A 25794-nucleotide genomic window follows, 5' to 3' on the forward strand; every position below is an offset into this window, starting at 1 on the left:
ACCCGAGCCGTCATGACCCGCGCGACCGCACCATGCCTGCCCGCAGAGGCCGATGTCGTCGTCATCGGCGGCGGCATCATGGGCACGGCGGCCGCCTTCTTCCTCGCCAGGCGAGGGATCTCGGTGGCGCTGTGCGAGAAGGGCGTCATCGCGGGCGAGCAGTCGAGCCGCAATCTCGGCTGGTGCCGGACATTGGGGCGCGATCCGGCCGAAATGCCGCTGATGCTCGAAAGCGTGAAGCTCTGGCATGCCAGCGGCGACCTGCTGGGGGAACAGACGGGATATCGCGCCACCGGCCTTCTCTACGGCTATGGCGACGACAAGGAGATCGCGGGCCGCACCGGCTGGCTCGACGTCGCGGCCACGCACGGCATCGAGACACGGCTGCTGCGCGGCCGCGACATCGAGGCCTTGCTGCCCGGCGCCAGGACCTTGCCGAAGGTCGCCATCTATACGCCGGGCGACGGACGGGCGGACCCCGGCCTGGCGACGCACGCCTTTGCCAAAGCGGCGCGGCTCGGGGGCGCCGCGGTCATCGAGAACTGCGCCGTGCGTACGCTCGACATGAGCGCCGGGCGCGTATCCGGCGTCGTCACCGAGCATGGCCCGATCCGCTGCAAGGCCGTGCTGCTCGCCGGCGGCGCCTGGTCCCGCGCCTTCGCCGGCAATATCGGCCTCGATCTGCCGCAGCTCAAGGCGATTTCCTCGGTCATGAGCACCACGGCGATCGCCGGCGGGCCGGACGTGACCACGACGATCGGCTCCTATGCCTTCGGGCGGCAAGAGGATGGCGGCTATACGGTCTCCGGCTCGTTCTCGGTGGTCGCCGACATCGTGCCGGACAGCTTTCGCCAGTTCGCCCGCTTCATCGGCCCCTTCTGGAGCGCACGGGACAAGATAAGGCTGCGCCTGGGGGGCGCCTTCCTCGACGAATGGGGCAGGCGCAGCCGCTGGACCGGCGCCGAGGCGAGCCCCTTCGAATCCGTCCGGACCCTCGATCCCACGCCGCTCGCGCGCCAGCTCGATGCCTCGTGGCGCGATCTCTGCCGCGATTTTCCGGCCTTCCGCGAGGCCCGGATCACCAGGCGCTGGGGCGGCGCCATGGACGCGACGCCCGACATGCTGCCGATCATCTCGCAGGTGCCGGCCTTGCCTGGGCTGGTCATCTCCACCGGCTATTCCGGCCATGGCTTCGGCCTCGGCCCCGCAGCCGGCCATCTCGCCGCCGATCTCCTGACCGGCGCCGCCCCGATCGTCGATCCACGGCCGTTCCGTATGGACCGTTTCCGGCCTGCGCCATGGTGGCGGACGGGCGCGCGGGACAATCAGGCCTCGTCCGCCGACAATCAGACAAAGCTCACCAACGGGAGGGAATACCAATGAATCGGCATCTCACGCATCGCCTGCGCCTGCTTGCCCGCATCACATGTCTCGGGCTTGGCCTCGCGGTCGCCGCGACGGTTCCGGCCCAGGCCGACTCGGCTGCGAGCAAGCTGCCGGCCAAGTATCGCGAAGCCGGCGTGATCAAGCTCGCGACGGAGGCGAAATACCCGCCCTTCCAGATCTTCGCCGAAGACGGCAAGACGATGATCGGCTTCGAGGTGGAGCTCTGGGACGAGATCGCCAAGCGTCTCAACGTGAAGATCGACGCGGTGTCGGTGTCGTTCGACAGCCTCATTCCCGGCGTGCAATCCGGGCGCTGGGATATCGCCATGGAAGCGATCTCCGACAATCTCGAGCGCCAGAAGGTCGTCAGCTTCGTGGATTACGGCTATACGACCCCGGCGGCCTATGTGCTGGAGAGCAACACGGCCATCAAGGATCTGGCGGATCTGTGCGGGCGCAAGGGCGGCGCGCAAAGCGGCACCGAATATGTCGACGTGATCTCGCATCACATCGCACCGGCCTGCGCCAAGGAGAACAAGCCCGAGCCGACCGCGTCCGAGTACGGCGCCGCCGATGCGGTGCTGCTTGCGCTCTATTCCGGGCGCGTCGATTTCGTCGTCACCGACTCCGCCTCGGCCCAGGAAATCAAGAAGAACGCGCCGAAGCCGGTGCGGGTGCTCACGAGCACGTCGTTCCCCCGTCCGATGAGCGGCATTGCCTTCCGCAAGAACGAAACCGAGCTCGGGCAGGCCTTGCTGGCCGCTCTCGAGGAGGTGATGGCCGACGGGACCTATGACGCCATCTACAAGAAGTGGGACGTGTTGCCGATGCGGCTCGACATCAAGCCCGGCATCAACCTGGAAACCGGCAATCCCATGAAGTGATGCAGCCTCAAGTGTCAGGCGCGCCGCCAACCACTCCCTTCCCTCTTGCGGGGAAGGGTAAGGGCTGGGGGTCGTTGACGCAGGGCTCGTCCTGTCCCGCTGGGGGCCCGCCCTTTATCCCTCCCCGCAAGAGGGAGGCGAAGATTCAGGCGTCGCGGCAAGACTCGAACGGCAGCGTCTCGCACGGCCACAGGCAAAACTGACAGGCGCGGCGTCCAACCGCTTCATCTGTTCGCGGGTGCCAACATTGATTTCGAGCGATTTCGACCGGACCATGAACAGACCTCCCCAATCGACCGATAGCGACGATATCATCTACGTCGCGGAGCGCGGCTACGGCCGCCGCCTGGCCGCAGTCCTGCTCGTCTGCCTGGTCGCGGGCTTCCTTTTCCTGATGGCCCGCAATCCCAATGTCGGGCCCGAGATCATCGCCGAATATCTCTTCAGCCCTCGCATCCTCTGGGGCCTCTTTCTGACGGTCTGGCTGACGCTGGTCACCATGGCGATCGGCATCGCCCTCGGAACGCTGCTGGCGGTCATGACCATGTCCACCAACGGCGTCATCGCCGCCGTGGCGCAGGGCTATGTCTGGTTCTTCCGCGGCACGCCGGTGCTGGTGCAGTTGATCTTCTGGTACAATCTCGCAGCCCTGTTCCCCGCCATTTCGATCGGCATCCCGTTCACCTCCTATTGGCTGGAGGTTCCCACGAACGACGTGATCACGCCGTTCACGGCCGCGATCCTCGGGCTGGGCCTCAACGAGGCGGCCTATATGTCGGAAATCGTGCGCGCCGGGCTCCTGGCTGTCGATCCCGGCCAGCGCCAGGCGGCGAAGGCGCTCGGCATGACCAATGGCAAGGCGCTGAGGCGGATCGTCCTGCCGCAGGCCATGCCGTCGATCATTCCGCCCACGGGCAATGAGACGATCGGCATGCTGAAGACGACCTCGCTGGTCAGCGTCATCGCTCTCGCCGACCTGCTGTATTCGGCGCAGATGATCTATTCGCGCAACTTCCAGACCATCCCGCTCCTGCTTGTCGCCTGCTTCTGGTATCTCTTCGCCACGACCATTCTCAGCCTCTTCCAGCGCCGCATCGAACAGCGCTTTGGCCGCGGCCTCGCCCGGAGCAGCATCCGATGACGCATCCGATGGTCGTCTTTGACAACGTCTCGAAAACCTACGGCGCGGTCCCGGTCCTCAAGAAGATCGACCTGACGGTCGCCGCCGGCGAGGTGCTCTGCCTCATCGGGCCGTCGGGCTCCGGCAAGTCGACGCTCCTGCGCTGCGTCAATCATCTGGAAAAGGTCGACGGCGGCAGCATTCACGTCGACGGCGAGATGGTCGGCTATCGGCGTGTCGGCCGTTTCGCCCACGAGCTGCCCGAGCGCGCGCTGGCCAAGCAGCGGGCGTGCATCGGCATGGTGTTCCAGAACTTCAATCTGTTCGGCCATATGACGGTGCTGGAGAACGTCGTCGAGGCGCCGATGCAGGTTCTGGGACGCCCCCTCAAGGAAGCCCGGGACGTCGCCGAGACGCTTCTGGCTCGCGTCGGATTGCTGGAAAAGCTGGACGTGTATCCGCGCATGCTTTCGGGCGGCCAGCAGCAGCGCGTCGCCATCGCCCGCGCACTGGCGATGAAGCCCAAGCTCATGCTGTTCGACGAGCCGACGAGCGCGCTCGACCCCGAGCTTGTCGGCGAAGTGCTCGACGTGATGCGCGGACTCGCCAGCGAAGGCATGACGATGATGGTGGTCACCCACGAAATGTCGTTTGCGCGCGAAATCTCCGACCGTGTCGCATTCATGGCGGACGGCAACATCGTCGAGTACGGCCCGCCGAAGGAGGTCCTCGACAATCCGCGCCTCGAGCGCACGCGCAACTTCCTGGCCAAGGTTCGCTAGGTAGAGCTGCAGCCGCGGCGCGCGGCGGAGACGCCCGGCGCCTCCGCAGGCTGCCTTTCGATGCCCGGGGCTCGCGGGCCGTCGCCCCGCCTGTCGGAGCCGACGGGGCCAGCCGCGGGACGACGAGGCGGGTCCTCGGCTGGCGGCCCTTCCTTCGGCCTGAACCGAAGGAGGTCGACAGGGCCGGCGCAAGGCCCTCCTCTCATCGATTTCTTCGCCCGATGTCCCTGCACCGCGCCGTGTCGCCATTTCGTCGTCATGCTTGGCCTGATAGAAGCGCGCGATGATGACTGGTCGGGATTCGCCCATGCAGGCTTTCACCACCGCCCGTGACGCCGCCCTGGCGCTGCGCCCCGACGAGCCGGTCTACGGCTTCCGCCCATCCGTGCTGAAGGCCGACGCCCGGACCTTCATGCAGGCGTTCCGCGGCAAGACCGCCTATGCCGTCAAGACCAATGGCGAGCCGATGATCCTCAAGGTGCTGGCCGAGGCGGGCATCGACACCTTCGACGTGGCGAGCCCAGCCGAGTTCGCGGCGGTGCGCAGCGTCGCGCCTTCGGCGCAGATGCTCTACATGCACCCGGTCAAGGCCCAGTCGCATATCCGCCTGGCGCTGGAGACCTACGGCATCCGCACCCTTTCGCTCGACCATGAGGCGGAAGTGGCCAAGATCGTGCGCATCGTCCGCGCCCTCGACATCCCGCCCGAGGAAGTGACGCTGTTCGTGCGTCTTCTCACCAAAGGTGCCGCAGCCTATGAATTGTCGAAGAAATTCGGCGCCGGCCCCGCCCATGCCGTCGAGCTGCTCGACCGGATCTCGGCGATCGGCTTCAAGACCGGCATCGCCTTCCATGTCGGCTCGCAGGTCGAGGATCCCGAGACCTATGAGCGGGCTCTGGCCTCGACGGCCTGGGTGCGCTCGCGCATCAAGACCGACATCGTCGAGCTCGACATCGGCGGCGGCTTTCCCGGGCAGTACGGCATCGACCCGAAGAAGGGCAACGGCGCTCCGACGCCGACTGTGCCCGAATTGATGACCCGCATCGCCGCCGACACCGCCGAATGGGGCCTCGACGACCTGCCGATCGTCGCCGAGCCCGGCCGGGTGATCGTGGCGCGCTGCCTGTCGGTGCTGGTGCGCGTGCTCCTGAAGAAGGGCCAGCGCGTCTACATCAACGACGGCGTCTGGTCGTCCCTGTCCGATTCGTGGACGGGCAAGCTGCTGCTGCCGACCCGCCTCATTCCCGATCCCGCCCGCAATCGCCGCAACGGCTCGCCGGACAAGATCGTTCCCTTCCGCATCTGCGGCGCCACCTGCGATTCCGTCGACATCCTGTCGCGCCCCTTTCTGCTGCCGGAGACGGTGGAGACCGGCGACTGGATCGAGATCGGCCACATCGGCGCCTATTCCCTCGGCTTGCGCACCCGCTTCAACGGCTTCTATCCCGACACCTTCGTCGAGATCGCCACCCCGTTCGAGGACGAGGCCGGCGTCGCCGGCTTCGCCGCGCCGGAGATGCGCGGCGGGCATTGACGTCGGCGAACCGTGCCCCTCCGGAAACGGGCTCAGCTTGTGCAATCCGGGCTCGAATGAGGCCGCGAAAATGCGGGGTCATCGCAGCATGGGTGCAACGCTCCCCAACGACGCGCCCCTTGGCGCAATATGAGTGGTTTAAGGCTCCGAATTCTGCTTATTGCGGTAGGGCATGGGTCTCGCGCGAGCAAGAAGCACGACCCGTTTCGGGCGGGCGATTCTTTCCGGGCGCCTGCCTGAAACGCTGAAACGTCGCAACCGGCTTCGAGACAGATCTGAACATGGCCGCTTTCAGCTCTTGCTGAGACAAGTCGGCAGAGATGAAGGAGCATGGCGAATGTTGACGAAGCGGGACCTACTTCGCTCGGCCGCGGCGATCGCCGCCGGCTCGACGATTGCGAAGCCGAGCCTCCTGATGGCGCAGGGCTACCCCGGCATCATCGAGGCCAAGGACATCGCCGAAGCCGGATTCATTTACGGTCTTCCGATCGTGATGAACTACGGCATCATGTACGAATACGCCATCGATCGAAATTCGAGCCAGTTCAAGGCGCCGTTCAATCAGATCAAGAGCGAAACCCACGTCTCCACTTATAAGGACACCGCTGTCGTTTCGCCGAACAGCGACACCCCCTATTCGATTCTGTGGATGGACCTTCGGGCAGAGCCGCTCGTGCTTTCGGTCCCGCAGGTGGCCCCAGAGCGTTACTACTCTGTCCAACTTGTGGACTGCAACACCTTCAACTACGGCTATATCGGCAGTCGCGCGACCGGCAACGATGCGGGCGACTACATGGTGGTCGGACCGGAGTGGAACGGAACCACGCCCGCCGGAGTGAAGAAGGTGTTCCGGTCGAGCACGCAGTTTTCGCTCGCGCTTTTCCGCACCCAGCTTTTTGAGCCGAGCGACATTGACAACGTGATGAAGGTGCAAAGCGGCTACAAGGCGCAGCCGCTTTCCGCCTATCTGAAGCAGTCGGCGCCGCCGGCCCCGCCGGCTGTGAATTTCCCGAAAATCGACAAGGAACTCGTGAAGACGAACTTCTTCGAGTATCTCGACTTCTGCTTGCAGTTCGCGCCGGTGATCGAGAGCGAGAAGGATATTCGCGCGAAGCTCGCCCGCATCGGTGTCGGGCCCGGCAAGACTTTTAACTTCAGGGATCTCTCGCTTGAGCACAAGGCTGAGATACTCGTCGGAATGAGGCAAGGCGAGCGAAAGGTCGACGAGGCTGCCGACAAGGCCGGCGTGTCGGTCAATGGCTGGCGGCTCAGCGCCCTTTGGGGCGATGCCGAATTCATCGACGGCGATTGGCTGAAGCGCGCCGCGGGCGCCAAGGCTGGTATCTACGGAAACGATTCAGAGGAAGCCACCTATCCGCTCGGGAAATTCGACTCGGAGGAAAGGCCGCTCGACGGCAGCAAGCATAATTACACGCTGACTTTTCCCGCCGGTCAATTGCCGCCCGTCAACGCCTTCTGGTCGGTGACGATGTACGATGGCAAGACCCAATTGCTGATCGAGAACCCGATCGACCGCTATCTGATCAATTCGCCGATGCTGGCGAACATGAAGAAGAACGCGGATGGGTCGCTGACGCTGTACATCCAGCACAAGTCGCCGGGCGCGGACAAGGAATCGAACTGGCTGCCGGCGCCGAACGGCCCGATCTACACGGCCATGCGGCTCTATTGGCCGAAAGCAGACGCGCCTTCAGTCCTGCCCCCGGGCAAAGGCACGTGGCAGCCGCCCGGTCTCGTTGCAGCGCAACAGTGATCTCCCGACTTTGCTGATGCGCGGTGCCGTATCTCGGCGAGGAACGAGAATGAAACGCACGACGAAACTGCTGTGCGCCACCGCCGCGGTGGCGCTGATGAGTTTCGGCACCGCTTCCGCGGTCGCAAACACCAGGAAGTTCGCCAAGGTCTATTCTGGTTCGGCCCGACTCCGCCCGAAGGCCATCAGGCCACCTGGGTCCAGACGGTCCCCGGCAAGGGCTGGAACGTTCTTCTTCGCCTCTATGGGCCGCTGGAGTCATGGTTCGACAAGACTTGGAAGCCGGGCGAGATCGAACCGGTGCAGTGATGCGGCGCTTTTTCCGGTCAGCCTGATCTCCGGTCAAATCGAGAATGCACACGCTGGAGAGACGACAACCGGAAAGCCGCTGTGATTCGGCGGCTTTCAATCTGCCTGCGACCGTCCTTCTCGGAGGGCTATGGCGCAGGCGAATCGCCCTCCCTGTATCGTTCTCGGCCCATCTCGGGCGTTCCCGAGATGGGAGGGAGGGAAAACGCGGGCGTCGCGGTGAAGGCGGAACCGCGGCGTCTCGCACGAAGGGCGGGCTTCGTCGGCCCGCCTCCAGCCGGTCTCAGGCGGCGGCCTTGGACGGATCGGGCCGCACGGCGAGGTTGAAGTCCTCGATCAGGGTGCGGGTGATGGCGCCCGGCTTGAAGCTGTAGGGCCCGATCTCCGCCACAGGCGTCACTTCCGCCGCGGTACCGGTGAGGAAGCATTCGTGGAAGCTCGCCAGTTCGTCCGGCATGATCCGCCGCTCGATCACCTCCAGCCCCCGCGCCTTGGCGAGGCCGACGACCGTCTGGCGGGTGATGCCGTCCAGGAAGCAGTCGGCGATCGGCGTGTGGATCTGGCCGTCGCGGGTGAAGAACACGTTGGCGCCGGTGCACTCGGCCACCCGGCCTTCCCAATCGAGCATCAGCGCATCGGCATAGCCCTTGCGCTCGGCCCGGTGCTTGGAGATCGTGCAGATCATGTAGAGGCCGGCGGCCTTCGACAGGCACGGCGACGTGCGCGGGTCGGGGCGGCGATAGTCGGCGATGTCGAGGCGGATGCCCTTCATCTTGGTGGCCATGTCGAACATGCTCGGCCACTCCCAGGTGGCGATGGCCACATGGATGGTGTTGTGCTGGGCGGCGACCGCCATCATCTCCGAACCGCGCCAGGCGATCGGGCGGACATAGGCGTCCTTCAGGCCGTTCTTCTCCAGCACCAGGGCCTTGGCCGCGTCGATCTCGGCGACGGAATAGGGCACGACGAAGTCGAGAATCTCCGCCGAACGCCTGAGCCGGGCCGAATGCTCCGTCGATTTGAAGATCGTGCCGCCATAGGCGCGCTCGCCCTCGAACACGGCGCTGCCATAGTGCAGCCCATGCGACAGGACATGCAGCTTGGCCTCGGTCCAGGGCACGATCTTGCCGTCGAGCCAGATGAAGCCGTCGCGTTGATCGAAGGGCACAGACATCGTCAATCCTCCCGCGCTTTGTCGCGCGTTCCATCGATAAGCCGGCGCTTTTGCGTCGGGAAACAAGTCCCGGTATTGTTTTGCGCCGGGAACCGCTTGCCGTCCAGCGGGGACGGTTCTGGCCTGAACAGACAGGCCGATCCTTGCGCCGCGGACCCTTTTTGAGTAACGATCCGACCGAAATATGTCAATATGGCTGACGTAAATTTCTCCTCCCCCCTGCCGCCCCGGCTCGCGGATCCCGCGTCGCCGCCGCTCTATGACCTGATCGAACTCCTGTTCTTCGCCTATCGCGACTTCGTGTCGGAAGCCGACCATCTGCTGGAGGCCTACAGCTTCGGCCGGGCTCATCACCGCGTGCTGCACTTCGTCGACCGCAATCCCGGCCTCACGGTGGCCGAGCTCCTGGAGATCCTGAAGATCACCAAGCAGTCGCTCGGCCGGGTGCTGAAGGAACTGGTCGACCAGGGCTTCATCATCCAGCGCAAGGGCGACGAAGACCGGCGCCAGCGCCTGCTCGAACCGACGCCGGCCGGCAAGGCGCTGGCGCACGAGCTGGCCGTGCTGCAGTCCCGGCGCATCGCGGCGGCCCTCGCCGAGACCGGCCCGGGCAGCCACGCTGTCGCCAAACGTTTCCTGTTCTCTCTCGTCGATCCCTTCGAGCGTCCGGCGGTCGAGCGCCTGGTGCTCGAGAACGTGGCCAACCAAGAGGACCGATGACCAAGCCGATCCAGCCCGTCGCCGACGATGCGCCGCATCTCCTGGTCGTCGACGACGACAACCGCATCCGCGCCCTGCTGTCGCGCTACCTGGCCGAGCAGGGCTATCGCGTGACCACGGCGGAGAATGCGGCCAGCGCCCGGGCCCGGATCGAGGCTCTGTCCTTCGACCTCCTCATCCTCGACGTGATGATGCCCGGCGAGAACGGCTTCGCGCTCGCCAAGTCGATCCGCGCGAGCTCGAACGTGCCGATCCTGATGCTGACCGCCCAGGGCAACACCAACGACCGCATCCGCGGCCTGGAGATCGGCGCAGACGACTACCTGGCCAAGCCTTTCGAGCCGCGCGAACTGCTGCTGCGCATCGGCAACATCCTCAAGCGCACGCCGCCGGCTCCGCCGGCCGAACCGGCGCGCGAGAGCGTCAGCTTCGGCACCTTCACCTTCCACGTCGCCCGGGGCGAGCTGCAGAGCGACGGCGAGACCATCCGCATCACCGAGCGCGAGCGCGACATGCTGCGCCTGCTGGTCGAGGTTCCCGGCGAGACCGTCGACCGCCTCGCCCTCGCCGGTCCCTCCTCCGACGCCTCGAACGAGCGCACGGTCGACGTGCAGATCAATCGCCTCAGGCGCAAGATCGAGCGCGACCCGGGCAACCCCGTCTATCTGCAGACCGTCCGCGGCTCGGGCTACCGCCTGGTGGTCGACCCGTGACGACGGCCCCTCCCGCCTCCCCCACCCGTTCGAGCTGGCTGGCGTCGCACTGGCGCGACCTGCTGGCCGCGCCGGGCCGCGGCCTGTCGGCGCTCGGCGACCGCATGCCCAAGGGGCTCTACGCCCGCTCGCTGCTGATCATCATCACGCCGATCGTCATCCTCCAGGCGGTGCTCGCCTATGTCTTCATGGAGAAGCACTGGCAGAGCGTCACCGCCAGGCTTTCGGCGGCGACGACCAAGGACATCGCGGCGCTCATCGAGCTCTACCAGCAGTTCCCGCACGACCCGCAGACCGTGCAGAAGCTGGCGCGCATCGCCCAGGACCAGCTCGCCCTGACCGTCGAGTTCCGGCCGCCGGAGGATCTGCCGCCGGCCGGCCCGAAGCCGTTCTTCTCCATCCTCGACCAGGCCCTGTCGGACGAGATCACGCAGCGCATCGCCCGGCCGTTCTGGATCGACACGGTCGGCCGCTCCGACCTCGTCGAGATCCGGATCAAGCTCGACGACGGCGTGATGCGCGTCTTCGCCCGGCGCAGCCAGACCTACGCCTCCAACAGCCACATCTTCCTGGTCTGGATGGTCGGCTCGTCGCTGATCCTGATGACCGTGGCCGTGCTGTTCCTGCGCAACCAGATCCGGCCGATCCAGCAACTGGCCTCCGCCGCGGAGGCGTTCGGCAAGGGGCGCGACGTCGCCAATTTCCGCCCGCGCGGCGCCCGCGAGGTCCGCCAGGCCGCCAGCGCCTTCATCGAGATGCGCCGCCGCGTCGAGCGCGCCATCGAGCAGCGCACCACCATGCTCAACGGCGTCTCGCACGACCTGCGCACCATCCTCACCCGCTTCAAGCTGTCCCTGGCGCTGATGGACGAGGCCAGCCCGGAAGCGCAGGACATGCAGAAGGACATCGACGAGATGAGCCGCATGCTGGAGGCCTATCTCGCCTTCGCGCGCGGCGACGCCGCCGAACACGCCTCGGCCACGGACATCGCCGGGCTGCTCGAGGATCTGCGCGCCGAATCCCAGCGCCAGGGTCACGAGACCCGCGTGTCCTTCCAGGGCGACCCGATCGTCACCGTGCGTCCGGACGCCTTCAAGCGCTGCCTCGCCAACCTCGTCTCCAACGCCCAGCACTTCGGCGAGGAGATCGTCATCACCGGCCAGCGCGAAACGCGCTACCTCACCCTCCACGTCGACGACGACGGCCCCGGCGTGCCGGAAAGCCAGCGCGAGGAAGTGTTCAAGCCCTTCGTCCGCCTCGACGAGGGCCGCAACCAGGACCATGCCGGCACGGGGCTGGGCCTGGCCATCGCCCGCGACATCGCCCGCGGCCATGGCGGCGACGTGACCCTCGGCAAGAGCCCGCTCGGCGGCCTCAGGGCGAGCGTGCGGGTGCCGGTGTAGCGCCGGCCGGCGTCCTCAGAACAGCCGGCCGCCATTGGGCACCGGCCGGCTCGGGCCGACCAGCACCACCGCGTCCTCGCCGTCGGGGAAGCCGAGCGTCAGCACTTCCGACATGAACTTGCCGATCTGGCGCGGCGGAAAGTTCACCACCGCCGCGACCTGCCGCCCCACCAGCGTCTCGGGCTTATAATGCACAGTGATCTGCGCCGAGGATTTCCTCACGCCGATCTCGGGGCCGAAGTCGATCTGCAGCTTGAAGGCCGGCTTGCGCGCCTCGGGAAAGGGCTCGGCGGCAATGATGGTGCCGACCCGGACGTCGACAGCCAGGAAATCGTCGAAACCGATCTGGCGCGCGCGATCCGAACCGCTCATGTGTCTGGTCCTGTCAGGAAAGGGCGGGAGGGGGCGGCGACCACGGAGCGCCGCTGTTTCGGCCTGAGGCGTCGTCCGTAAATAAGTGCTCCAGGCGCGACGCCGGCCGGTCCCCTCCCCCTTGCGGGGAGGGATAAGGGGCTGGGGGTCGTCGACGTAGGGTTCATCCTATCCTGCACGACCCCCACCCTGTATCCCTCCCCACCCATCTCGGGTGTTCCCGAGATGGGCAGACAAGGAAGGCAAGTCGGAAACATCCGACTTGCCGGGGGAGGGAAGACGCGGGCGGCGCGGCAAGTCCGGCATGGAGCCCATCTCGCCCACAGGGGGGCTTCGCAAAATGGAGGTGAAGCACTTAGTCCCGGACGCAGTCTTAGCGCGGCGATCGGCGGGATTCAATCAGATCACCGCCGGACGAGCGACAGGCCCGGCGCAGGGTCCGGAAAAAGGGCGGAAATCCCCTCTGCACGAAGCGGCGCCCCACCGACTTCGCTGGAGAGGGCTCTTCCGCGCCTCGTCCTGCAACGCCCTCAGACGGCCTCGGCGCCGTCCCGGCCATCCTCGCGACGGCGACGTTCGGTGGCGTCGGAGAAACGCTCCCGTATCCGGTCGCGGAAGCGCGAGCGACGCTGCATCGAGCGCTCGGCGATGCGGCGGAATGGGCTCGTAATCCGCCACAGGTCGTCGGCGCGTTCCATCCAGCGCTCGCCGGAACGCAGCTGCCGGTCGATCTCGGTCATGGTGCGGCCCAGGCCCTCGTCCTCGTCGGCGAGCCAGACCCGCACGATCCGCGACCAGGCCAGCGCCAGGCCCTGGGCCCGGATGGCGCCGAGCGGGCCTTCGGTGTCGATCGACGCGGCCGCCAGCATCCATTGCATCGAGCCGACGGCCACTCGGTTCCAGGCGGCGAGCGCCAGCGGATCCTGCAGCAGCGCCCGGGAAATGTGGCGGATCGCCTGCTTGTGGGGCCCGAGCGCATCGATGCGGCGCATCAGCGTGTCGAACAGCCGCTCGCGCGCCGGCTCCTCCGCCATGGCGGGATCGATGCCGTCGAGCACGATCTGGTCGACCCGGCGCGAGAACGCCGCCAGGACCGCTCCTTTCGATGGAAACAGGCCACGCAGCTCCGAGAGGGAGAGACCCGCCCTCTCGGCGAGATCCGGCAGGCTGATCTCGTGCCAATCCCGCTCTGCCGCCAGTTCCATCAGAGCGTCGATGGCGGCGGCGCGCATATCCCTCGGCGCCTCGGATTCGGGGTTCGTCGCCGGCTTTCTCGCCATGGTCGCCTCCGTTTCGATGCTGCGCCTGAAACATAGGCACTCGCCGGCGGCGATCAATGTGGCGGATCAGCCCGCCAGCTCCTGCGCCCGCTTCCTGGCTGCGGCGACCGCCCTTTCCATCAGCGGCGCCAGACCGCCCTCGCCCATCAGCACGGCGAGCGCAGCCGCCGTCGTGCCGCCCGGGCTGGTGACGTTCTGGCGCAGCGTCGCCGCCGTCTGGTCGGAGCGGTGCAGCAGCTCGCCCGACCCCGCCACGGTCTCGCGGGCGAGGCGCATGGCAAGCCCGGCCGGCAGCCCCGCGGCGACGCCGGCCTGGGCCATGGCCTCGACGAGATGGAAGACATAGGCGGGGCCCGAGCCGGACACCGCGGTCACCGCATCGATCAGCGCCTCGTCCTCGACCCACTCCACCGCGCCGGTGGCGCGCAGCAGCGCGTCGGCCGCGGCACGCTGGCCCGCCGTCACCTGCGCATTCGGCACCGCGACCGTGATGCCGCGGCCCACGGCCGCCGGCGTGTTGGGCATCGCCCGCACGATCGCCGCTCCGGGCGGCAGCAGCGCCGCAATGCCGGCGATGGTCTTGCCGGCCATGATCGACACGGCCAGCGTGGTCGGCGCCACATGGGCAGCCACCTGCGGCAGCACCTCGGCCATCATCTGCGGCTTGATCGCCAGCAGGATCACGGCGGGAGCGCCGAAGGCGGCAAGGTCCGGGTTCACGGCGACGCCGGCCGCCCGCATCAACGCCGTGGTGTCCTCGGGCGGATGCGGATCGATGGCGGCGACGCTCTTCGGGTCGAGCCCGAGCTTGAGCCAGCCGTCGAGCATGGCGCCGCCCATCTTGCCGGCGCCGAGCAGCAGGAGCTTGCCGCCGAGATCGAGCATCACGCCTCTCCCACGGTTTCGAACAGCACGACCGCCAGCGCGTCCTTGGGCGACTTGCCGCCCCAGATCACGAACTGGAAGGCCTGGAAATAGCGCTCGCAGGTCTGCAGCGCCGTCTCGATCAGCGCCTCGCACTGGCGCGGATTGACCGTGGCGCCGCCGGCCAGGAACAGCGCGTGCCGGAACATGATGACGCTGTCGGCATTCCAGATGTCGAAATGCCCGACCCAGAGCTGCTCGTTGACCAGCGCGACGAGCTGCAGCACGTCGGCCAGGCGACGATCGGGAATGCGGGTATCGAAGGAACAGGACAGGTGCAGCGCCTCGATGTCGTCCATCCAGGTGAAGGCGACCGAGTAGTCGGCGGCCAATCCCTTGACGACGATCGAGATCTCGTCCTCGCCATGGCGGTCGAAAGCCCAGTCGTGAGCGCTTGCCACATGCTCGACGAGGTCGACGGGATGACCGGCCCGCTCGCTCAGCATTTCGATCACGGCGAACCCTTTTCCGGCGCCGCCGGGGACGCCGCGCCGCCTTGCTACCGCGGCGGACCGTCCCGCCGTTTCCATGGCGACGACTTTCGGGATTCTCGCTGAATCGGCAAGGATTCGTTCATCTCTTCCACAAGCTGGCTTTTCGCCCGGGAGTCGGCTGTGGATAAGCCTCGCCGGCTGCGATCAATGCGCGGCGAGCCTGGCCTCCAGGTCCGTCAGCCGCGCCGCCAGGCGCTCGTTCTCGTCGCGGGCCTTGGCGGCCATCTCCTTCACCGCCTCGAACTCATCGCGCGTGACATAGTCGAGATCGCGCAGGATGCGCTCGGCCTGGGCGCGGACCACGCCGTCGACCTCGCGGCGCACGCCCTGCGCCATGCCGGCGGCATCGGTCATCAACTTGGCGAACTCGTCGAAAATGCGGCCGGTGGTCTGGGTCATGGCGAAACTCCTTTGCCTGCTCCTATCATGGCGCCGCGGCCGGCGCGAGACGGGAACCATGCGCCGCCGCGCCCGCTGTCTTGACCCCGCCACACAGCCGCGACACTAAGGCCGCATGCTGTACGCGCTCCCCCTGCCCATCATCGATCCCGTCCTCGTCGAGATCGGTCCCTTCGCCATCCGCTGGTATGCGCTGGCCTATATCTTCGGCCTGGTCGCAGGCTGGCTCTACGGCAAAAGCCTGATCGCCAACACGACGCTCTGGACGAAGCCGCCGGGCGATCCGGCGCTGTTCGACGACCTGCTGGTCTGGGTGACCTTCGGCGTCATCCTCGGCGGCCGCCTGGGCCAGGTGCTGATCTACGAACCCGGTTACTACTTCGCCAATCCGGCCGAGATCGTGCAGGTCTGGCACGGCGGCATGGCCTTCCACGGCGGACTGATCGGCGCGGCGCTGGCGATCGTCCTGTTCGCGCGCCGGCACGGCGTGCCGGTGCTGTCCTATCTCGACGTGGCCGCGGCAGTGGCGCCGATCGGCCTGTTCCTCGGCCGGCTGGCGAATTTCGTCAACGACGAGCTCTGGGGCCGGCCGACCGACGTGCCCTGGGCCGTGCTGTTCCCGCGCTCGGCCGACGCCAGCGGCGAGATCGTGCCGCGCCATCCCAGCCAGCTCTACGAGGCGGCGCTGGAGGGGCTGCTGCTGTTCGTGGTGCTGCTGGTCCTGACGCGCCGCGGCGGGCTCAAGCGTCCTGGCCTCGTCACCGGCGTGTTCGGCATCGGCTACGCCCTGGCCCGCTCCTTCGCCGAGCTGTTCCGCGAGCCCGACGGCTATGTGCTCGGCCCGATCACCGCGGGCATGGCCCTCTCCCTGCCGCTGATCATCGTCGGCGCCGGCCTGGTCTGGCAAGCCCTGCGGCAGAGGGCTCCGGCGTGACCACGCCGCTCGGCCGGGAGATCGCCGAGCTGGTCCGGGCCGACGGCCCGATCAGCGTCGCCCGCTTCATGGCCCTCGCCCTCGGCCATCCCGTCCATGGCTATTACCGCACGCGCGACCCGCTCGGAGTACGCGGCGACTTCGTCACCGCCCCGGAGATCAGCCAGATGTTCGGCGAGTTGATCGGGCTGTGGGCGGCCCATGCCTGGCACCGCTCCGGCCGGCCCGATCCCGTCATCCTCGCCGAGCTCGGCCCGGGCCGCGGCACCCTGATGGCCGACGCCCTGCGCGCCGTCGGCAAGGCGGCGCCGGACTTCTCGGCGGCACTGCGCCTCCACCTGGTCGAGACCAGCCCGGTGCTGCGCCGCCGGCAGGCCGACGCCCTGCCGGGCCGCGCCCCGCACTGGCACGACGGCGTCGAGACCCTGCCGGACGGCCCGCTCATCCTGGTGGCGAACGAGTTCTTCGACGCTCTGCCGGTGCGCCAGCTGCAGCGCCGCGGCGGCCGCTGGCACGAGCGTCTCGTCGGACTGGGGGAAGGCGGCGATCTCGCCTTCGGCCTCGCCGCCGGGCCGGTCGATGCGAAGGGACTGCCGGATGCGCCCGAAGGCGCGGTGCTGGAGATCGGCGAGGACGGCCTCGCTCTCATGGGCCGCCTCGCCCGCCGCCTCGGTCGCGACGGCGGCGCGGCGCTGATCGTCGACTACGGCCACCTGGAGACCGGCTTCGGCGACACGCTGCAGGCGATGCGCGACCACGCCTATGCCGATCCGCTCGCAGACCCGGGCGAGGCCGACCTGACCGCGCATGTCGACTTCGCCGCCCTGGCCCGCGCCGCCACGGCCGCCGGCGCGCGCATCGATTTCGCCGCGACCCAGGCCGATCTCCTGGAGAGCCTCGGCATCCATGCCCTCGCCGCCACCCTGAAGCGGCGGGCTTCGCCGACCCAGGCCGCCGATATCGACGCGGCGCTGGCCCGGCTGACCGACCGCGGCGACCGCGGCATGGGCGGGTTGTTCAAGGCGCTCGGACTGAGCGGCGGGTAGGGTCACGCCGACGACGCCGGGCCGACGCCCTACCGCACCTCGTTGCCCCAGATCCCGACCCGGCCGCGCCTGGCCTCGGCCGTAGCCGTCTTGATCATCTCCGGCGCGTCGGGCGTCGCCTTGGCGAAGCCGTCTCGGACCATGCGCACGGCCAGCGCCAGGCCGGTGGCGCCGCATTCGACCACGATCACCGCGCCGTCGGTGCCGACGGAGCGGCACTCCAGCGTCTTGCCGAGCAGTTCCTTGCGCAGGGCGACCACGCTCCGCCGCCCGCAGGCCGTGCGGGCGCCCTGCGCACCCTTGCACACGGTTCCCGGCGCGATCGGATCGAGGCCCTCGAGGCGGTAGGACTTGCCGCCGACGATGAAGGTGGCGCTGTCGACGGCGCGCAGGTCGGCCGGCATGGTCAGCGCGAGGTCGTAGCGCGCCTGCGGCGCGGCGGCGCCTGCGACCCGTGGGAACTGCGGCGCCTCGCGGTCGACCCGCTGCGGCGCCGCAGTCCAGAACGGCTCATGCGGCTCGTCCGCCCGGCCGGCGAGCGGCGCGACGGCGGGCGGCGGCGGCGGCGTGGCGCTCGCCTGCACCGGGACCGGCGCATCGGCCACGGCGCCGCGCCGGTCCTGCGGCGGATCGGGCGCAGGCCGGGGCTGGATGATCGCCACCGCCGCCAGCCCCGCCAGCGTGAGCACGTTCAGCAAGCCCGACACGGCCCCGGCGCCACCCCTGCCGCGGCCGGCCGGACGGCCGCCGGGCACGAAGTCTCCGCGATCCGATACGACGCTCAGGCTCGGCCGCCTAGGACCGGATGTGCCAATCGCCATTCCACATTCCACGCCGTTGTGACTTCGCCTCTTCCAGCTCGCGAGCATAGGCGCCTTCGCCCTCGCGCGGGCGCAGCCATCCCAGGCCGACCAGGATGCTCGCCAGATTGCCGCCGTTGATGGTGCAGCTCATTTCCGCTTCCTGCCCAGGTTCGGCCGGCAGCGGCGCGCAGGCGACCTGCCGGTCCTTCAGCGCATTGTTCAGCGCGGCCCTGGCATAGAGGCCGCAGGCCCACAGCCCGTTGTCGGCGTCGATGCAGACGGCATTGCGGGGCGGGCCCTCCACGCCGGCCAGCCTGAACACGCGCGTATCGGCCTTGAACGTATCGGCGCTGACGATATCGAAGGGCGGCTCCACCGGACTGAACTTGCCCAGCGCCGGTTTCGCTTTCGGCTTCGAGGGTTCGCCGGCGCTGTTGCGATCGGACTTGAGCGAGGTGTTGGAGCGCAGCGGCGCTGCCTCCGGCGCGTAGGCGGCCTTGTCGGTCTTCGCCGACGCGTTGGACTGCTCGGCCACCTTGGGAGGCTGCACCGAGTCCGGCACCCCGCGCACGACCAGGACGACGAGCGCGATCAGCGCCAGCAGGCCGGCCAGCGCCGCTCCTCTGGCGACAATGGTCAGGAAATTCGGCCGCACGCCCCTCATCGCATCCGACATCATGACCTGGACGCCACTCAACTCCACTCCGCCGACGGGTCTTCTGGAAAATGCCTGCGGCGATTATGCGTCGAACGCGGCGGGATTGCGAGAAGAGCCGGCGCATGCCGTTGCCCCGGCGGCGCCGACCGCCCGGAGCCTCGCTCCGTCTCGTCCGATGCCGTCCGGCGGGCAGCATCGGCCGGGCGGGATAAGATGTGGTAAACGGAGCGGTTTGACAGCGCCGCCGCCGAGCGACGATCCTGCCGCCATGTCCGATTCGCCCGCCATCGCCCTCACCCATCCCGCGCTCGAGCTGCCGGGCGTCCGCCACGGCTTCTTCACCCGCCGGGGCGGCGTGTCCTCCGGCATCTATGCCAGCCTCAATGGCGGCCAGGGCTCGTCGGACGATCCCGGCCATGTCCGCGAGAATCGCGGCCGGATGGCGGATGCGCTCGGCGTGGAGCGCGAGCGTTTCGTCACCTGCTACCAGATCCACTCGCCCGACGTGATCACCGTCACCACGCCGTGGACGCGCGAGACCTCGCCCAAGGCCGACGCGATGGTGACGCGCGAGCGCCGGCTGGCGATCGCCGTGTCGACGGCCGATTGCGGCCCCGTTCTGTTCGCCGACGCCGCGGCCGGCGTGGTCGGCGCCGCGCATTCGGGCTGGAAGGGGGCCTTCACCGGCGTGCTCGAGGCGACGCTCGCCGCCATGGAGGCGCTCGGCGCATTGAGGACCGGCATCGTCGCGGTGCTCGGCCCGACGATCTCCAGGACCGCCTATGAGGTCGGCCCGGAATTCGTCGCGCGCTTCGTCGCGGCCGATCCCGCCAATGGATGCTACTTCGGCCCGAGCGAGCGCGACGGCCACGCCATGTTCGACCTGCCAGCCTATATCGGCGCCCGCCTGACCACAGCCGGGGTCGGCCGCTTCGAGGACATGGCGCTGTGCACCTATGCCGACGAGGAGCGCTTCTTCTCCTATCGCCGGGTGACGCATCGCAAGGAGCCGGATTACGGCCGCCTGCTGCACGCCGTCGCCCTGGCCTGAGCGGACGGACGTCCGCCCCCGCGGCCAGGATCAAGGCCGTGCCTCCCCGGCGCTTGCCTCCATGCCATCCTGGAAGGGCACGGGCTGCGGCGGCACGATGTCGAAGGGCCTCTCGGCATGCTCCGGCGACGGCGAGGTGAAGCTCCGACCGGCCGCCAGCAGGGCCAGCAGGGCGGCGGCGCCCGCCATGAGATAGAACACGGCGTCGATATCGAAGCGCCGCATCAGGCTCATGCCGACGAGCGGACCGACCACCGAGCCGAGGCCGCTGATCAGGATCAACCGTCCGCTGACGGCGACGACCCGGTCGGCCGGCATCCGGTCGTTCGCGTCGGCGGCGCAGACGGGGTAGAGGGTCGACATGAACCCTCCGAGCAGCGCCGCGGCCGGCAGGACCATCGACAGCGTGCGCGGCAGGTGGATCAGGACGATGGCGGCCACCGCGAAGCCGAGGCCGAGGCCGGCCAGCACCCGGCTCCTGTCAAAGCGGTCCGACAATCGGCCGACCGGGATCTGGAAGGCGAGGCCTCCGGCCACCGCAGCCAGCATGAACAGGCCGACCGTCGACGTTTCGATGCCCTCCCCCTGCGCCCAGGCGGGGACGAGCGCATAGAAGGCGCTGGAGATCAGTCCGTTCACGGCCGCGCCGGCAAACGCCACCGGTGCGCCCCGCAGCAACTCCCCATAGCCGAGCGTCGCCGTCGCAGTCAGGCGCGGCGGATCGGCCCGGGTCGTGCTCACCATGACCAGAGCCAGCGCGAAGAGCGTGACGATGATGTTGAACGGCAGCATCGTCTCCATCTCGACCCGGCCGACCAGGAGCTGTCCGAGGGCGAGGGCGACGAAGGTGCCGACCATGTAGAGCGAGAAGACGCGCCCGCGCTCGGCGGGCGCCGCCTTGGCGTTGAGCCAGCTCTCGGTGGTTATGAACAGGCCGGCGCAGCCGAAGCCGACGACGGCGCGCAGAAGCAGCCAGGACAGCGGCCCGACCAGCACCGGCATGGCGGCGGTCGCCAGCACGGCAAGGCCGGCGAACCCGGCATAGCCGCGAATATGGCCGATCCGCGCGATGATCGTCCCGCAGCGGATCGCGCCGATGGTGAAACCGGCGAAATAGCCGCTCAGGACCAGGCCCGCAACGGGGCCGTCGAAATTCTCCAGAGCGATGCGCAGGGAAAAGAAGGTGGTGAAGAAGCCGTTGGCGAACTGGATGACGCTCGTGGCGATGATGAGGGTACCGATCTGGGTGGGGGACGATCCGCCCGCTGACATGCGACCTCCTCGCTTTCGGGACCGAACGGGAGCATCTCGTCACGCGGGGGAATCGGCACGGAGGCGGACCGAGCCCGGGCGATCGAGACCGTCGGACGATCGTTCCCGATAATCTGGGCCGTCGCAAGGCGGTATCGGCATGCACCGGACTTCGCGGCCGGGCCGGATCAGATCCGAGGATCGGCGGAGCGGACGGGGGTCAGCGCCCGGCGGCTTCGTAGAGGCGCTGCGTCTCCAGGAGCGCCTCGTCGAGCCGCCGGCCCTCGCGATAGGGCTCCAGGCCCTCCGGACGGCTCATGCCGGGGAGCAATCGCGGGCACGGCTCGTCGGCGCCGATCACCGTCCGCACCGGGATGACGCCGGCCCAGACCGGGTGGCCATAGTCCTCCTCGTCATCGCCGACGCCCTTGGCCCGCACCTTGGCGGAGGCCTCCTCGATGTGCATGCCGATGACGGTGGTGGCCTTGGTCTCCTGTTCGGTCGTGGCGCGCAGCGCCCCGGCCCGGGCGGGGTAGAAGCGGTCGACCAGGCCGAGCAGCGCCCGCGCCTTCTCCTCGGGATCATCGACGATGCGGGCCGTGCCGAAGCACATGGCCGAGCGGTAATTGGCCGAATGGTTGAAGCCCGAACGAGCCAGCACCAGGCCGTCGAGATGGGCGACGGTCAGGCAGGCCGGCGTGCCCGCCTTGAGCTGGCGCAGCATCCGGCTCGCCGAGGAGCCGTGCCAGTAGAGATTGTCGCCCTCGCGCCAATGGATGGTCGGCGTGCAATAGGGCTGCCCGTCGAACGTGTAGGCGACGTGGCAGAGCAGGCCCGCATCGAGCACGGCGAAGACCGCGGCCCGGTCGTAGCGGCCGCGTTCGTGCATGCGCTTCACCCGGTTACGCTCGGTGACCGGGAAGGCATCGGCGGCGGCGATGGTCATGTCGTTCATGGCGCTTGCGTCCTCATTCGGTACGTGCAATCTGCGCCATGGCATTGGTCCAAAAAAGAACCAATTTTGGATTGAAACACTTGACCAATCTCCCCGACTGGTCCGCGCTCGTCCCGGTGCTGCCGGGCGAGGGTCCGCGCACGCGCGAGCTCTACGCGGCCATCCGGCGGCTGATCGAGACCGGCGCCGTCCCGGCCGGGGCCAAGCTGCCCACCACCCGTGACCTGGCCCGCCGCTTCGGCCTCTCGCGCGCCGCCGCGGTCGCCGCCTTCGAAATGCTGACCTCGGAGGGCTATGCCGAGGCGAGGGTCGGCGCCGGTACCTTCGTCGCCGGCGCGGTGCCGCAGCTGCCGCCGGCGCCGACGCAGCCGCGCCGGCCCGACCTGCAGCCGCCCCGGGCCCTGCCCTGCGCCCTGGGCGTGACGATGGCGGATGCGCGGACGCTGCGGACCTTCCGCAGCCTGCTGTCGCGCCGCCTCGCCCGGTTCGGCCCGGAGCATTTCCACTACGGTGACCCACGCGGCGGCGCGGCGCTGCGCGAGGCCATCGCCGCCTATCTGCGCTCGGCGCGCGGCGTGCGCTGCGACGCCGGCCAGATCATCGTCACCTCCGGCACGCAGCAGGGCCTCGACCTCATGGCCCGCGCCATCATCCGCCCGGGCGACGCGGCATGGATCGAAGACCCCTGCTACCCCATGGCGCGGGCGGCGCTCGCCAATGCCGGCGCTCGCGTCGCCGGCGTGCCCGTCGACGGCGAGGGCCTCGACCCGGCGCTCGGGGCCAAGCTCTGCCCGGCGGCGCGGGCCGTCTATGTCACGCCCTCGCATCAATATCCGCTCGGCGTGACCATGACCATGCGCCGCCGGCTCGCCCTGCTCGACTGGGCTCGCCGCGGCGAGGCCTGGATCATCGAGGACGACTACGACAGCGAGTTCCGCTACGCCGGGCCGCCGCTCACCGCCCTGCAGGGCATGGACGGGACCGGCCGCGTCGCCTATCTCGGCACCTTCTCCAAGGTGCTGTTTCCGGGACTGCGGGTCGGCTATGCCGTCGTGCCGGAGCCGCTGCTCGGCGCGGTGATGGATCTGCGCGCCCGAGCCGACAGGCATCCGCCGACCCTGGCCGAGGGCGCGCTGGCCGACCTGCTGAACGAGGGCCATTTCGCGGCGCATCTGCGCCGGGCCCGGCGTAGCGCGCAGGCGGCGCGCGACGCCCTTGTCGCCGGCTTGCGCCGGGAGGCGGCCGACCATCTCGCCGTCGCCGTGCCCGAACAGGGACTGCACATGGTCGCGACGCTGCACCCGGGCTTCGCCGACGACGTCGCCGTCGCCAGTGCGGCCCGGCTCGCGGGCGTCGCCCCCCGCGCCCTGTCGCCGATGCATATCGACGCCCCGCCGCGGCAGGGCCTCGTCCTCGGCTTCTCCGGCTTTACGCAGGAGCAGTTGCGCGGCGCCGCGGCGAGGCTGGGACGGGTGCTGCGCGACCGGGCGATCAAAGACCCAGCATCAGCCTGAGGTTCTGCACCGCGGCTCCGGACGCGCCCTTACCGAGGTTGTCGAGGCGGGCGATCAGCACGGCCTGCCGCTGCGCCTCGTTGGCGTGCACGCGCACCTCCAGCCGGTCGGTGTCGTTGAGCCCCTCGGCCTCGAATCGGCCCGACTGCAGCTCGGCCGCATCACGCGGCACGACGCCGATCGCGTCCGAGCCCCGGTAATGCGCCGACAGGGCGGCATGGAGGTCGCCGGCGGACGGGCGGCCCGGCAGCGCGTCCAGATGCAGCGGCACCGACACGAGCATGCCCTGCCGGAAATTGCCGACCGACGGCACGAAGATCGGCGGCCGCGCCAGCCGGGCATAGGCCTGCATCTCCGGCAGGTGCTTGTGCGAGAGACCGAGGGCATAGAGCTCGAAGGACGGCGCCCGCCCGGCCTCGTAATCCTCGATCATCGCCTTGCCGCCGCCGGAATAGCCGCTGACCGCATTGATGGCGACGGGATGGTCGGCCGGCAGCAGGCCGGCGTCGACCAGCGGCCGCAGCAGCGCGATGGCGCCGGTGGCGTAGCAGCCGGGATTGGCGACCCGCTTCGCCGCCCGGATCGCGTCGGCCTGGCCGGACGCCAGCTCGGCGAAGCCGTAGACCCAGCCTTCGGCCACGCGGTGCGCCGTGGACGCGTCGAGCAGCTTCGGCGCGTCGGCGCCGAGTCCGTCGGCCAGCGCCACCGTCTCCCTGGCCGCCGCGTCGGGCAGGCACAGCACCACAAGGTCGACCTCGCGCATCAGCGCCTGCTTGGCCGCCGCATCCTTGCGCAGTTCCGGCGCGATGCTGCGCAGCCTCACGCCCGACATGCCGGAGAGGCGCTCGCGGATGCCCAGGCCGGTGGTGCCGGCCTCGCCGTCGATGAAGACCGTGGCTTCGGACGGCGCGGCTTGCGAGGCCCTGGAGAGTTCCGACACGCTGGCCATGGCAGGCTCCACTGGTTTCACATCCTGCCTGCGGCAGGAGGAGACGATGAAACGGGAATGACGACAAGGAGAAGACAGGGCGCCGCAGGCAAGCGGCCGCGCCTCATCGCAGCCGCGCGGCGGCGGTCGAAAGGCGCAAGGCGATGGCGGCAGGCGCGATCATGCCCCGCGATATCGGGCATGACGCCGGGCCTGTCAACCATCCGCCCGCCGGCCGGCATAGCCATGCGCATGATGCAAATCGGCCACCCATCTGTGAACTTAACGTGACGCACCATTGTCGTACCCCGCGGGCCTTGGTAAGAGCCGCGCCAAGGTGCGACGTTTGAGGGTGTTCCAGATGGCGGCTGGCGACCGTGGACGCGGTTCAGGCGATATCAAGCTCGTCTGCGGCAACTCGAACAGGGCCCTGGCTGAGGCCATCGCCGCTTATCTCCAGACATCCCTGACCAAATGCTCGGTGCGGCGCTTCGCCGATATGGAGATCTTCGTCGAGATCCAGGAGAACGTCCGCGGCACCGACGTCTTCGTCATCCAGTCGACGTCGTTCCCGACCAACGACCACCTGATGGAGCTGCTGATCATCACCGATGCGCTGCGCCGCTCCTCGGCCCGGCGCATCACCGCGGTGATCCCCTATTTCGGCTATGCCCGGCAGGACCGCCGCGCCTCGGGCCGCACGCCGATCTCGGCCAAGCTGGTCGCCAACCTGATCACCCATGCCGGCGTCGACCGCGTGCTGACGCTCGACCTGCATGCCGGCCAGATCCAGGGCTTCTTCGACATTCCCACCGACAACCTCTTCGCCGCCCCGGTGATGGAGCGCGACATCAAGGCGCGCATGGACACGCGCAACCTGATGGTGGTGTCGCCGGACGTCGGCGGCGTGGTGCGTGCCCGGGCTCTGGCCAAGCGCATCGATGCGCCGCTCGCCATCGTCGACAAGCGCCGCGAACGGCCGGGCGAGAGCGAGGTGATGAACGTCATCGGCGACGTCTCCGGCCGCACCTGCATCCTGATCGACGACATCATCGACAGCGGCGGCACGCTGGTGAACGCTGCCGAAGCCCTGCTCGAGAAGGGCGCCAAGGACGTGCTGGCCTATATCACCCACGGCGTGCTGTCCGGCGGCGCCGTCGCCCGCATTGCCTCCTCCAAGCTGCGCGAGCTGGTGATCACCGATTCGATCATGCCGACCGAGGCGGTGCGCGTGGCCGAGAACATCCGCGTGCTCTCCATCGCTCCGTTGATCGGCGAGGCCATCAACCGCACGGCTTCCGAAGAGAGCGTCTCCAGCCTGTTCATCTGAGGCCTGGCCGGGCGGCGCCACGACCCGTCACGCGCCTGTCACCGCCCTGTCTTATC

General features: G+C 68.7%; 25 protein-coding genes and 1 pseudogene. 15 read left to right on the forward strand and 11 right to left on the reverse strand.

From position 1 onward, the window contains the following. The first annotated feature begins 12 nt into the window (after window positions 1-12). The 7 genes and pseudogenes from AC27L4_RS10715 to AC27L4_RS10745 form a co-directional block, all read left to right on the forward strand. A complete protein-coding gene (locus tag AC27L4_RS10715; protein ID WP_487142113.1) occupies window positions 13-1383 on the forward strand; it encodes an NAD(P)/FAD-dependent oxidoreductase in 1371 nt (456 codons plus the stop codon). Further along, window positions 1380-2270 carry an ABC transporter substrate-binding protein gene (locus tag AC27L4_RS10720; protein ID WP_487142114.1) on the forward strand — a complete coding sequence of 297 codons (891 nt, stop codon included), beginning with the start codon at window positions 1380-1382 and terminating at the stop codon, window positions 2268-2270. The genes AC27L4_RS10715 and AC27L4_RS10720 overlap by 4 nt, the downstream gene beginning before the upstream one ends. Before the next feature lie 358 nt (window positions 2271-2628). After that, complete coding sequence (locus AC27L4_RS10725; RefSeq protein WP_487142917.1) at window positions 2629-3411, forward strand: amino acid ABC transporter permease; 783 nt, start codon at window positions 2629-2631, stop codon at window positions 3409-3411. A gap of 8 nt (window positions 3412-3419) precedes the next feature. After that, the gene (locus AC27L4_RS10730) at window positions 3420-4172 is read left to right on the forward strand and encodes an amino acid ABC transporter ATP-binding protein (RefSeq protein ID WP_487142115.1); all 753 of its coding nucleotides are present in this window, start codon (window positions 3420-3422) and stop codon (window positions 4170-4172) included. A 307-nt stretch (window positions 4173-4479) separates the two neighbouring features. After that, window positions 4480-5706, forward strand: coding sequence for a type III PLP-dependent enzyme domain-containing protein (locus AC27L4_RS10735; RefSeq protein ID WP_487142116.1), 1227 nt, complete (start codon window positions 4480-4482; stop codon window positions 5704-5706). Window positions 5707-6043: 337 nt separating this feature from the next. Further along, a complete protein-coding gene (locus AC27L4_RS10740; protein WP_487142117.1) occupies window positions 6044-7480 on the forward strand; it encodes a DUF1254 domain-containing protein in 1437 nt (478 codons plus the stop codon). 156 nt (window positions 7481-7636) lie between these two features. Continuing rightward, window positions 7637-7789, forward strand: a pseudogene (locus AC27L4_RS10745) (DUF1214 domain-containing protein); the annotation flags it as partial. A 283-nt stretch (window positions 7790-8072) separates the two neighbouring features. Here AC27L4_RS10745 and AC27L4_RS10750 read toward each other — a convergent pair. After that, on the reverse strand, window positions 8073-8963 hold the full coding sequence (locus tag AC27L4_RS10750; RefSeq protein WP_487142118.1) for a branched-chain amino acid aminotransferase: 891 nt from the start codon (window positions 8961-8963) through the stop codon (window positions 8073-8075). A gap of 192 nt (window positions 8964-9155) precedes the next feature. On the opposite strand from AC27L4_RS10750, the gene AC27L4_RS10755 reads away from it, so the two are divergent. Genes AC27L4_RS10755 through AC27L4_RS10765 form a run of 3 tightly spaced genes read left to right on the forward strand, consistent with a single transcriptional unit; the run spans window position 9156 to window position 11799 of the window. Continuing rightward, window positions 9156-9683, forward strand: a complete 528-nt coding sequence (locus AC27L4_RS10755; RefSeq protein WP_487142119.1) for a MarR family winged helix-turn-helix transcriptional regulator — start codon at window positions 9156-9158, stop codon at window positions 9681-9683. Next, window positions 9680-10396 carry a response regulator gene (locus tag AC27L4_RS10760; RefSeq protein ID WP_487142120.1) on the forward strand — a complete coding sequence of 239 codons (717 nt, stop codon included), beginning with the start codon at window positions 9680-9682 and terminating at the stop codon, window positions 10394-10396. Before AC27L4_RS10755 ends, AC27L4_RS10760 begins: the two co-directional genes overlap by 4 nt. 59 nt (window positions 10397-10455) lie before the next feature. Continuing rightward, complete coding sequence (locus AC27L4_RS10765; RefSeq protein WP_487142918.1) at window positions 10456-11799, forward strand: ATP-binding protein; 1344 nt, start codon at window positions 10456-10458, stop codon at window positions 11797-11799. A 15-nt stretch (window positions 11800-11814) separates the two neighbouring features. Here the strand turns inward: AC27L4_RS10765 and AC27L4_RS10770 are convergent, their stop codons facing one another. From AC27L4_RS10770 to AC27L4_RS10790, 5 genes are all read right to left on the reverse strand, one after another. Next, window positions 11815-12171, reverse strand: a complete 357-nt coding sequence (locus AC27L4_RS10770; RefSeq protein WP_487142121.1) for a tRNA-binding protein — start codon at window positions 12169-12171, stop codon at window positions 11815-11817. Between the two features lie 530 nt (window positions 12172-12701). Continuing rightward, complete coding sequence (locus AC27L4_RS10775) at window positions 12702-13451, reverse strand: TetR/AcrR family transcriptional regulator (RefSeq protein WP_487142122.1); 750 nt, start codon at window positions 13449-13451, stop codon at window positions 12702-12704. Window positions 13452-13517: 66 nt separating this feature from the next. After that, window positions 13518-14336, reverse strand: coding sequence for a pyrroline-5-carboxylate reductase (gene proC, locus AC27L4_RS10780; RefSeq protein ID WP_487142123.1), 819 nt, complete (start codon window positions 14334-14336; stop codon window positions 13518-13520). Then, window positions 14336-14821 carry a type III secretion system chaperone family protein gene (locus AC27L4_RS10785; RefSeq protein WP_487142919.1) on the reverse strand — a complete coding sequence of 162 codons (486 nt, stop codon included), beginning with the start codon at window positions 14819-14821 and terminating at the stop codon, window positions 14336-14338. The genes proC and AC27L4_RS10785 overlap by 1 nt, the downstream gene beginning before the upstream one ends. A gap of 192 nt (window positions 14822-15013) precedes the next feature. Then, complete coding sequence (locus AC27L4_RS10790; RefSeq protein ID WP_487142124.1) at window positions 15014-15268, reverse strand: accessory factor UbiK family protein; 255 nt, start codon at window positions 15266-15268, stop codon at window positions 15014-15016. Window positions 15269-15383: 115 nt separating this feature from the next. On the opposite strand from AC27L4_RS10790, the gene lgt reads away from it, so the two are divergent. After that, the gene (lgt, locus tag AC27L4_RS10795; RefSeq protein ID WP_487142125.1) at window positions 15384-16202 is read left to right on the forward strand and encodes a prolipoprotein diacylglyceryl transferase; all 819 of its coding nucleotides are present in this window, start codon (window positions 15384-15386) and stop codon (window positions 16200-16202) included. Next, window positions 16199-17248 carry a class I SAM-dependent methyltransferase gene (locus tag AC27L4_RS10800; protein WP_487142126.1) on the forward strand — a complete coding sequence of 350 codons (1050 nt, stop codon included), beginning with the start codon at window positions 16199-16201 and terminating at the stop codon, window positions 17246-17248. Before lgt ends, AC27L4_RS10800 begins: the two co-directional genes overlap by 4 nt. Window positions 17249-17277: 29 nt before the next feature. On the opposite strand, the gene AC27L4_RS10805 is transcribed toward AC27L4_RS10800, so the two are convergent. Then, complete coding sequence (locus tag AC27L4_RS10805; protein ID WP_487142127.1) at window positions 17278-18003, reverse strand: hypothetical protein; 726 nt, start codon at window positions 18001-18003, stop codon at window positions 17278-17280. Between the two features lie 40 nt (window positions 18004-18043). Further along, on the reverse strand, window positions 18044-18748 hold the full coding sequence (locus AC27L4_RS10810) for a thermonuclease family protein (RefSeq protein WP_487142128.1): 705 nt from the start codon (window positions 18746-18748) through the stop codon (window positions 18044-18046). Between the two features lie 247 nt (window positions 18749-18995). Between AC27L4_RS10810 and pgeF the strand changes: the two genes are divergently transcribed. Beyond that, complete coding sequence (gene pgeF / locus AC27L4_RS10815) at window positions 18996-19760, forward strand: peptidoglycan editing factor PgeF (RefSeq protein ID WP_487142920.1); 765 nt, start codon at window positions 18996-18998, stop codon at window positions 19758-19760. A 30-nt stretch (window positions 19761-19790) separates the two neighbouring features. Here pgeF and AC27L4_RS10820 read toward each other — a convergent pair whose 3' ends face one another. Then, window positions 19791-21032 carry an MFS transporter gene (locus AC27L4_RS10820; protein ID WP_487142129.1) on the reverse strand — a complete coding sequence of 414 codons (1242 nt, stop codon included), beginning with the start codon at window positions 21030-21032 and terminating at the stop codon, window positions 19791-19793. 199 nt (window positions 21033-21231) lie between these two features. Beyond that, window positions 21232-21957 (reverse strand): pyridoxamine 5'-phosphate oxidase family protein, encoded by a 726-nt coding sequence (locus AC27L4_RS10825; protein ID WP_487142921.1) that lies wholly within the window; start codon window positions 21955-21957, stop codon window positions 21232-21234. A gap of 47 nt (window positions 21958-22004) precedes the next feature. Here AC27L4_RS10825 and pdxR point away from each other — a divergent pair, with 47 nt between their 5' ends. Next, the gene (gene pdxR / locus AC27L4_RS10830) at window positions 22005-23480 is read left to right on the forward strand and encodes a MocR-like pyridoxine biosynthesis transcription factor PdxR (RefSeq protein ID WP_487142130.1); all 1476 of its coding nucleotides are present in this window, start codon (window positions 22005-22007) and stop codon (window positions 23478-23480) included. On the opposite strand, the gene argC is transcribed toward pdxR, so the two are convergent. After that, window positions 23458-24429, reverse strand: coding sequence for an N-acetyl-gamma-glutamyl-phosphate reductase (argC, locus tag AC27L4_RS10835; RefSeq protein ID WP_487142131.1), 972 nt, complete (start codon window positions 24427-24429; stop codon window positions 23458-23460). The two genes, pdxR and argC, sit on opposite strands and share 23 nt — an antisense overlap. A gap of 340 nt (window positions 24430-24769) precedes the next feature. Here argC and AC27L4_RS10840 point away from each other — a divergent pair, with 340 nt between their 5' ends. Further along, complete coding sequence (locus AC27L4_RS10840; RefSeq protein WP_487142132.1) at window positions 24770-25738, forward strand: ribose-phosphate pyrophosphokinase; 969 nt, start codon at window positions 24770-24772, stop codon at window positions 25736-25738. Window positions 25739-25794: the final 56 nt, after the last annotated feature.

Source organism: Labrys sp. Lb11 (assembly GCF_057554225.1).

Excerpts from the sequence above, each read along its gene's own strand:
- AC27L4_RS10715 (WP_487142113.1), top strand. The coding sequence starts at position 13 with ATGACCCGCGCGACCGCACCATGCCTGCCCGCAGAGGCCGATGTCGTC.
- AC27L4_RS10720 (WP_487142114.1), top strand. The coding sequence starts at position 1,380 with ATGAATCGGCATCTCACGCATCGCCTGCGCCTGCTTGCCCGCATCACA.
- AC27L4_RS10730 (WP_487142115.1), top strand. The coding sequence starts at position 3,420 with ATGGTCGTCTTTGACAACGTCTCGAAAACCTACGGCGCGGTCCCGGTC.
- AC27L4_RS10735 (WP_487142116.1), top strand. The coding sequence starts at position 4,480 with ATGCAGGCTTTCACCACCGCCCGTGACGCCGCCCTGGCGCTGCGCCCC.
- AC27L4_RS10740 (WP_487142117.1), top strand. The coding sequence starts at position 6,044 with ATGTTGACGAAGCGGGACCTACTTCGCTCGGCCGCGGCGATCGCCGCC.
- AC27L4_RS10750 (WP_487142118.1), bottom strand. The coding sequence starts at position 8,963 with ATGTCTGTGCCCTTCGATCAACGCGACGGCTTCATCTGGCTCGACGGC.
- AC27L4_RS10755 (WP_487142119.1), top strand. The coding sequence starts at position 9,156 with ATGGCTGACGTAAATTTCTCCTCCCCCCTGCCGCCCCGGCTCGCGGAT.
- AC27L4_RS10760 (WP_487142120.1), top strand. The coding sequence starts at position 9,680 with ATGACCAAGCCGATCCAGCCCGTCGCCGACGATGCGCCGCATCTCCTG.
- AC27L4_RS10770 (WP_487142121.1), bottom strand. The coding sequence starts at position 12,171 with ATGAGCGGTTCGGATCGCGCGCGCCAGATCGGTTTCGACGATTTCCTG.
- AC27L4_RS10775 (WP_487142122.1), bottom strand. The coding sequence starts at position 13,451 with ATGGCGAGAAAGCCGGCGACGAACCCCGAATCCGAGGCGCCGAGGGAT.
- proC (WP_487142123.1), bottom strand. The coding sequence starts at position 14,336 with ATGCTCGATCTCGGCGGCAAGCTCCTGCTGCTCGGCGCCGGCAAGATG.
- AC27L4_RS10785 (WP_487142919.1), bottom strand. The coding sequence starts at position 14,821 with ATGCTGAGCGAGCGGGCCGGTCATCCCGTCGACCTCGTCGAGCATGTG.
- AC27L4_RS10790 (WP_487142124.1), bottom strand. The coding sequence starts at position 15,268 with ATGACCCAGACCACCGGCCGCATTTTCGACGAGTTCGCCAAGTTGATG.
- lgt (WP_487142125.1), top strand. The coding sequence starts at position 15,384 with ATGCTGTACGCGCTCCCCCTGCCCATCATCGATCCCGTCCTCGTCGAG.
- AC27L4_RS10820 (WP_487142129.1), bottom strand. The coding sequence starts at position 21,032 with ATGTCAGCGGGCGGATCGTCCCCCACCCAGATCGGTACCCTCATCATC.
- AC27L4_RS10825 (WP_487142921.1), bottom strand. The coding sequence starts at position 21,957 with ATGACCATCGCCGCCGCCGATGCCTTCCCGGTCACCGAGCGTAACCGG.
- pdxR (WP_487142130.1), top strand. The coding sequence starts at position 22,005 with ATGGCATTGGTCCAAAAAAGAACCAATTTTGGATTGAAACACTTGACC.
- argC (WP_487142131.1), bottom strand. The coding sequence starts at position 24,429 with ATGGCCAGCGTGTCGGAACTCTCCAGGGCCTCGCAAGCCGCGCCGTCC.
- AC27L4_RS10840 (WP_487142132.1), top strand. The coding sequence starts at position 24,770 with ATGGCGGCTGGCGACCGTGGACGCGGTTCAGGCGATATCAAGCTCGTC.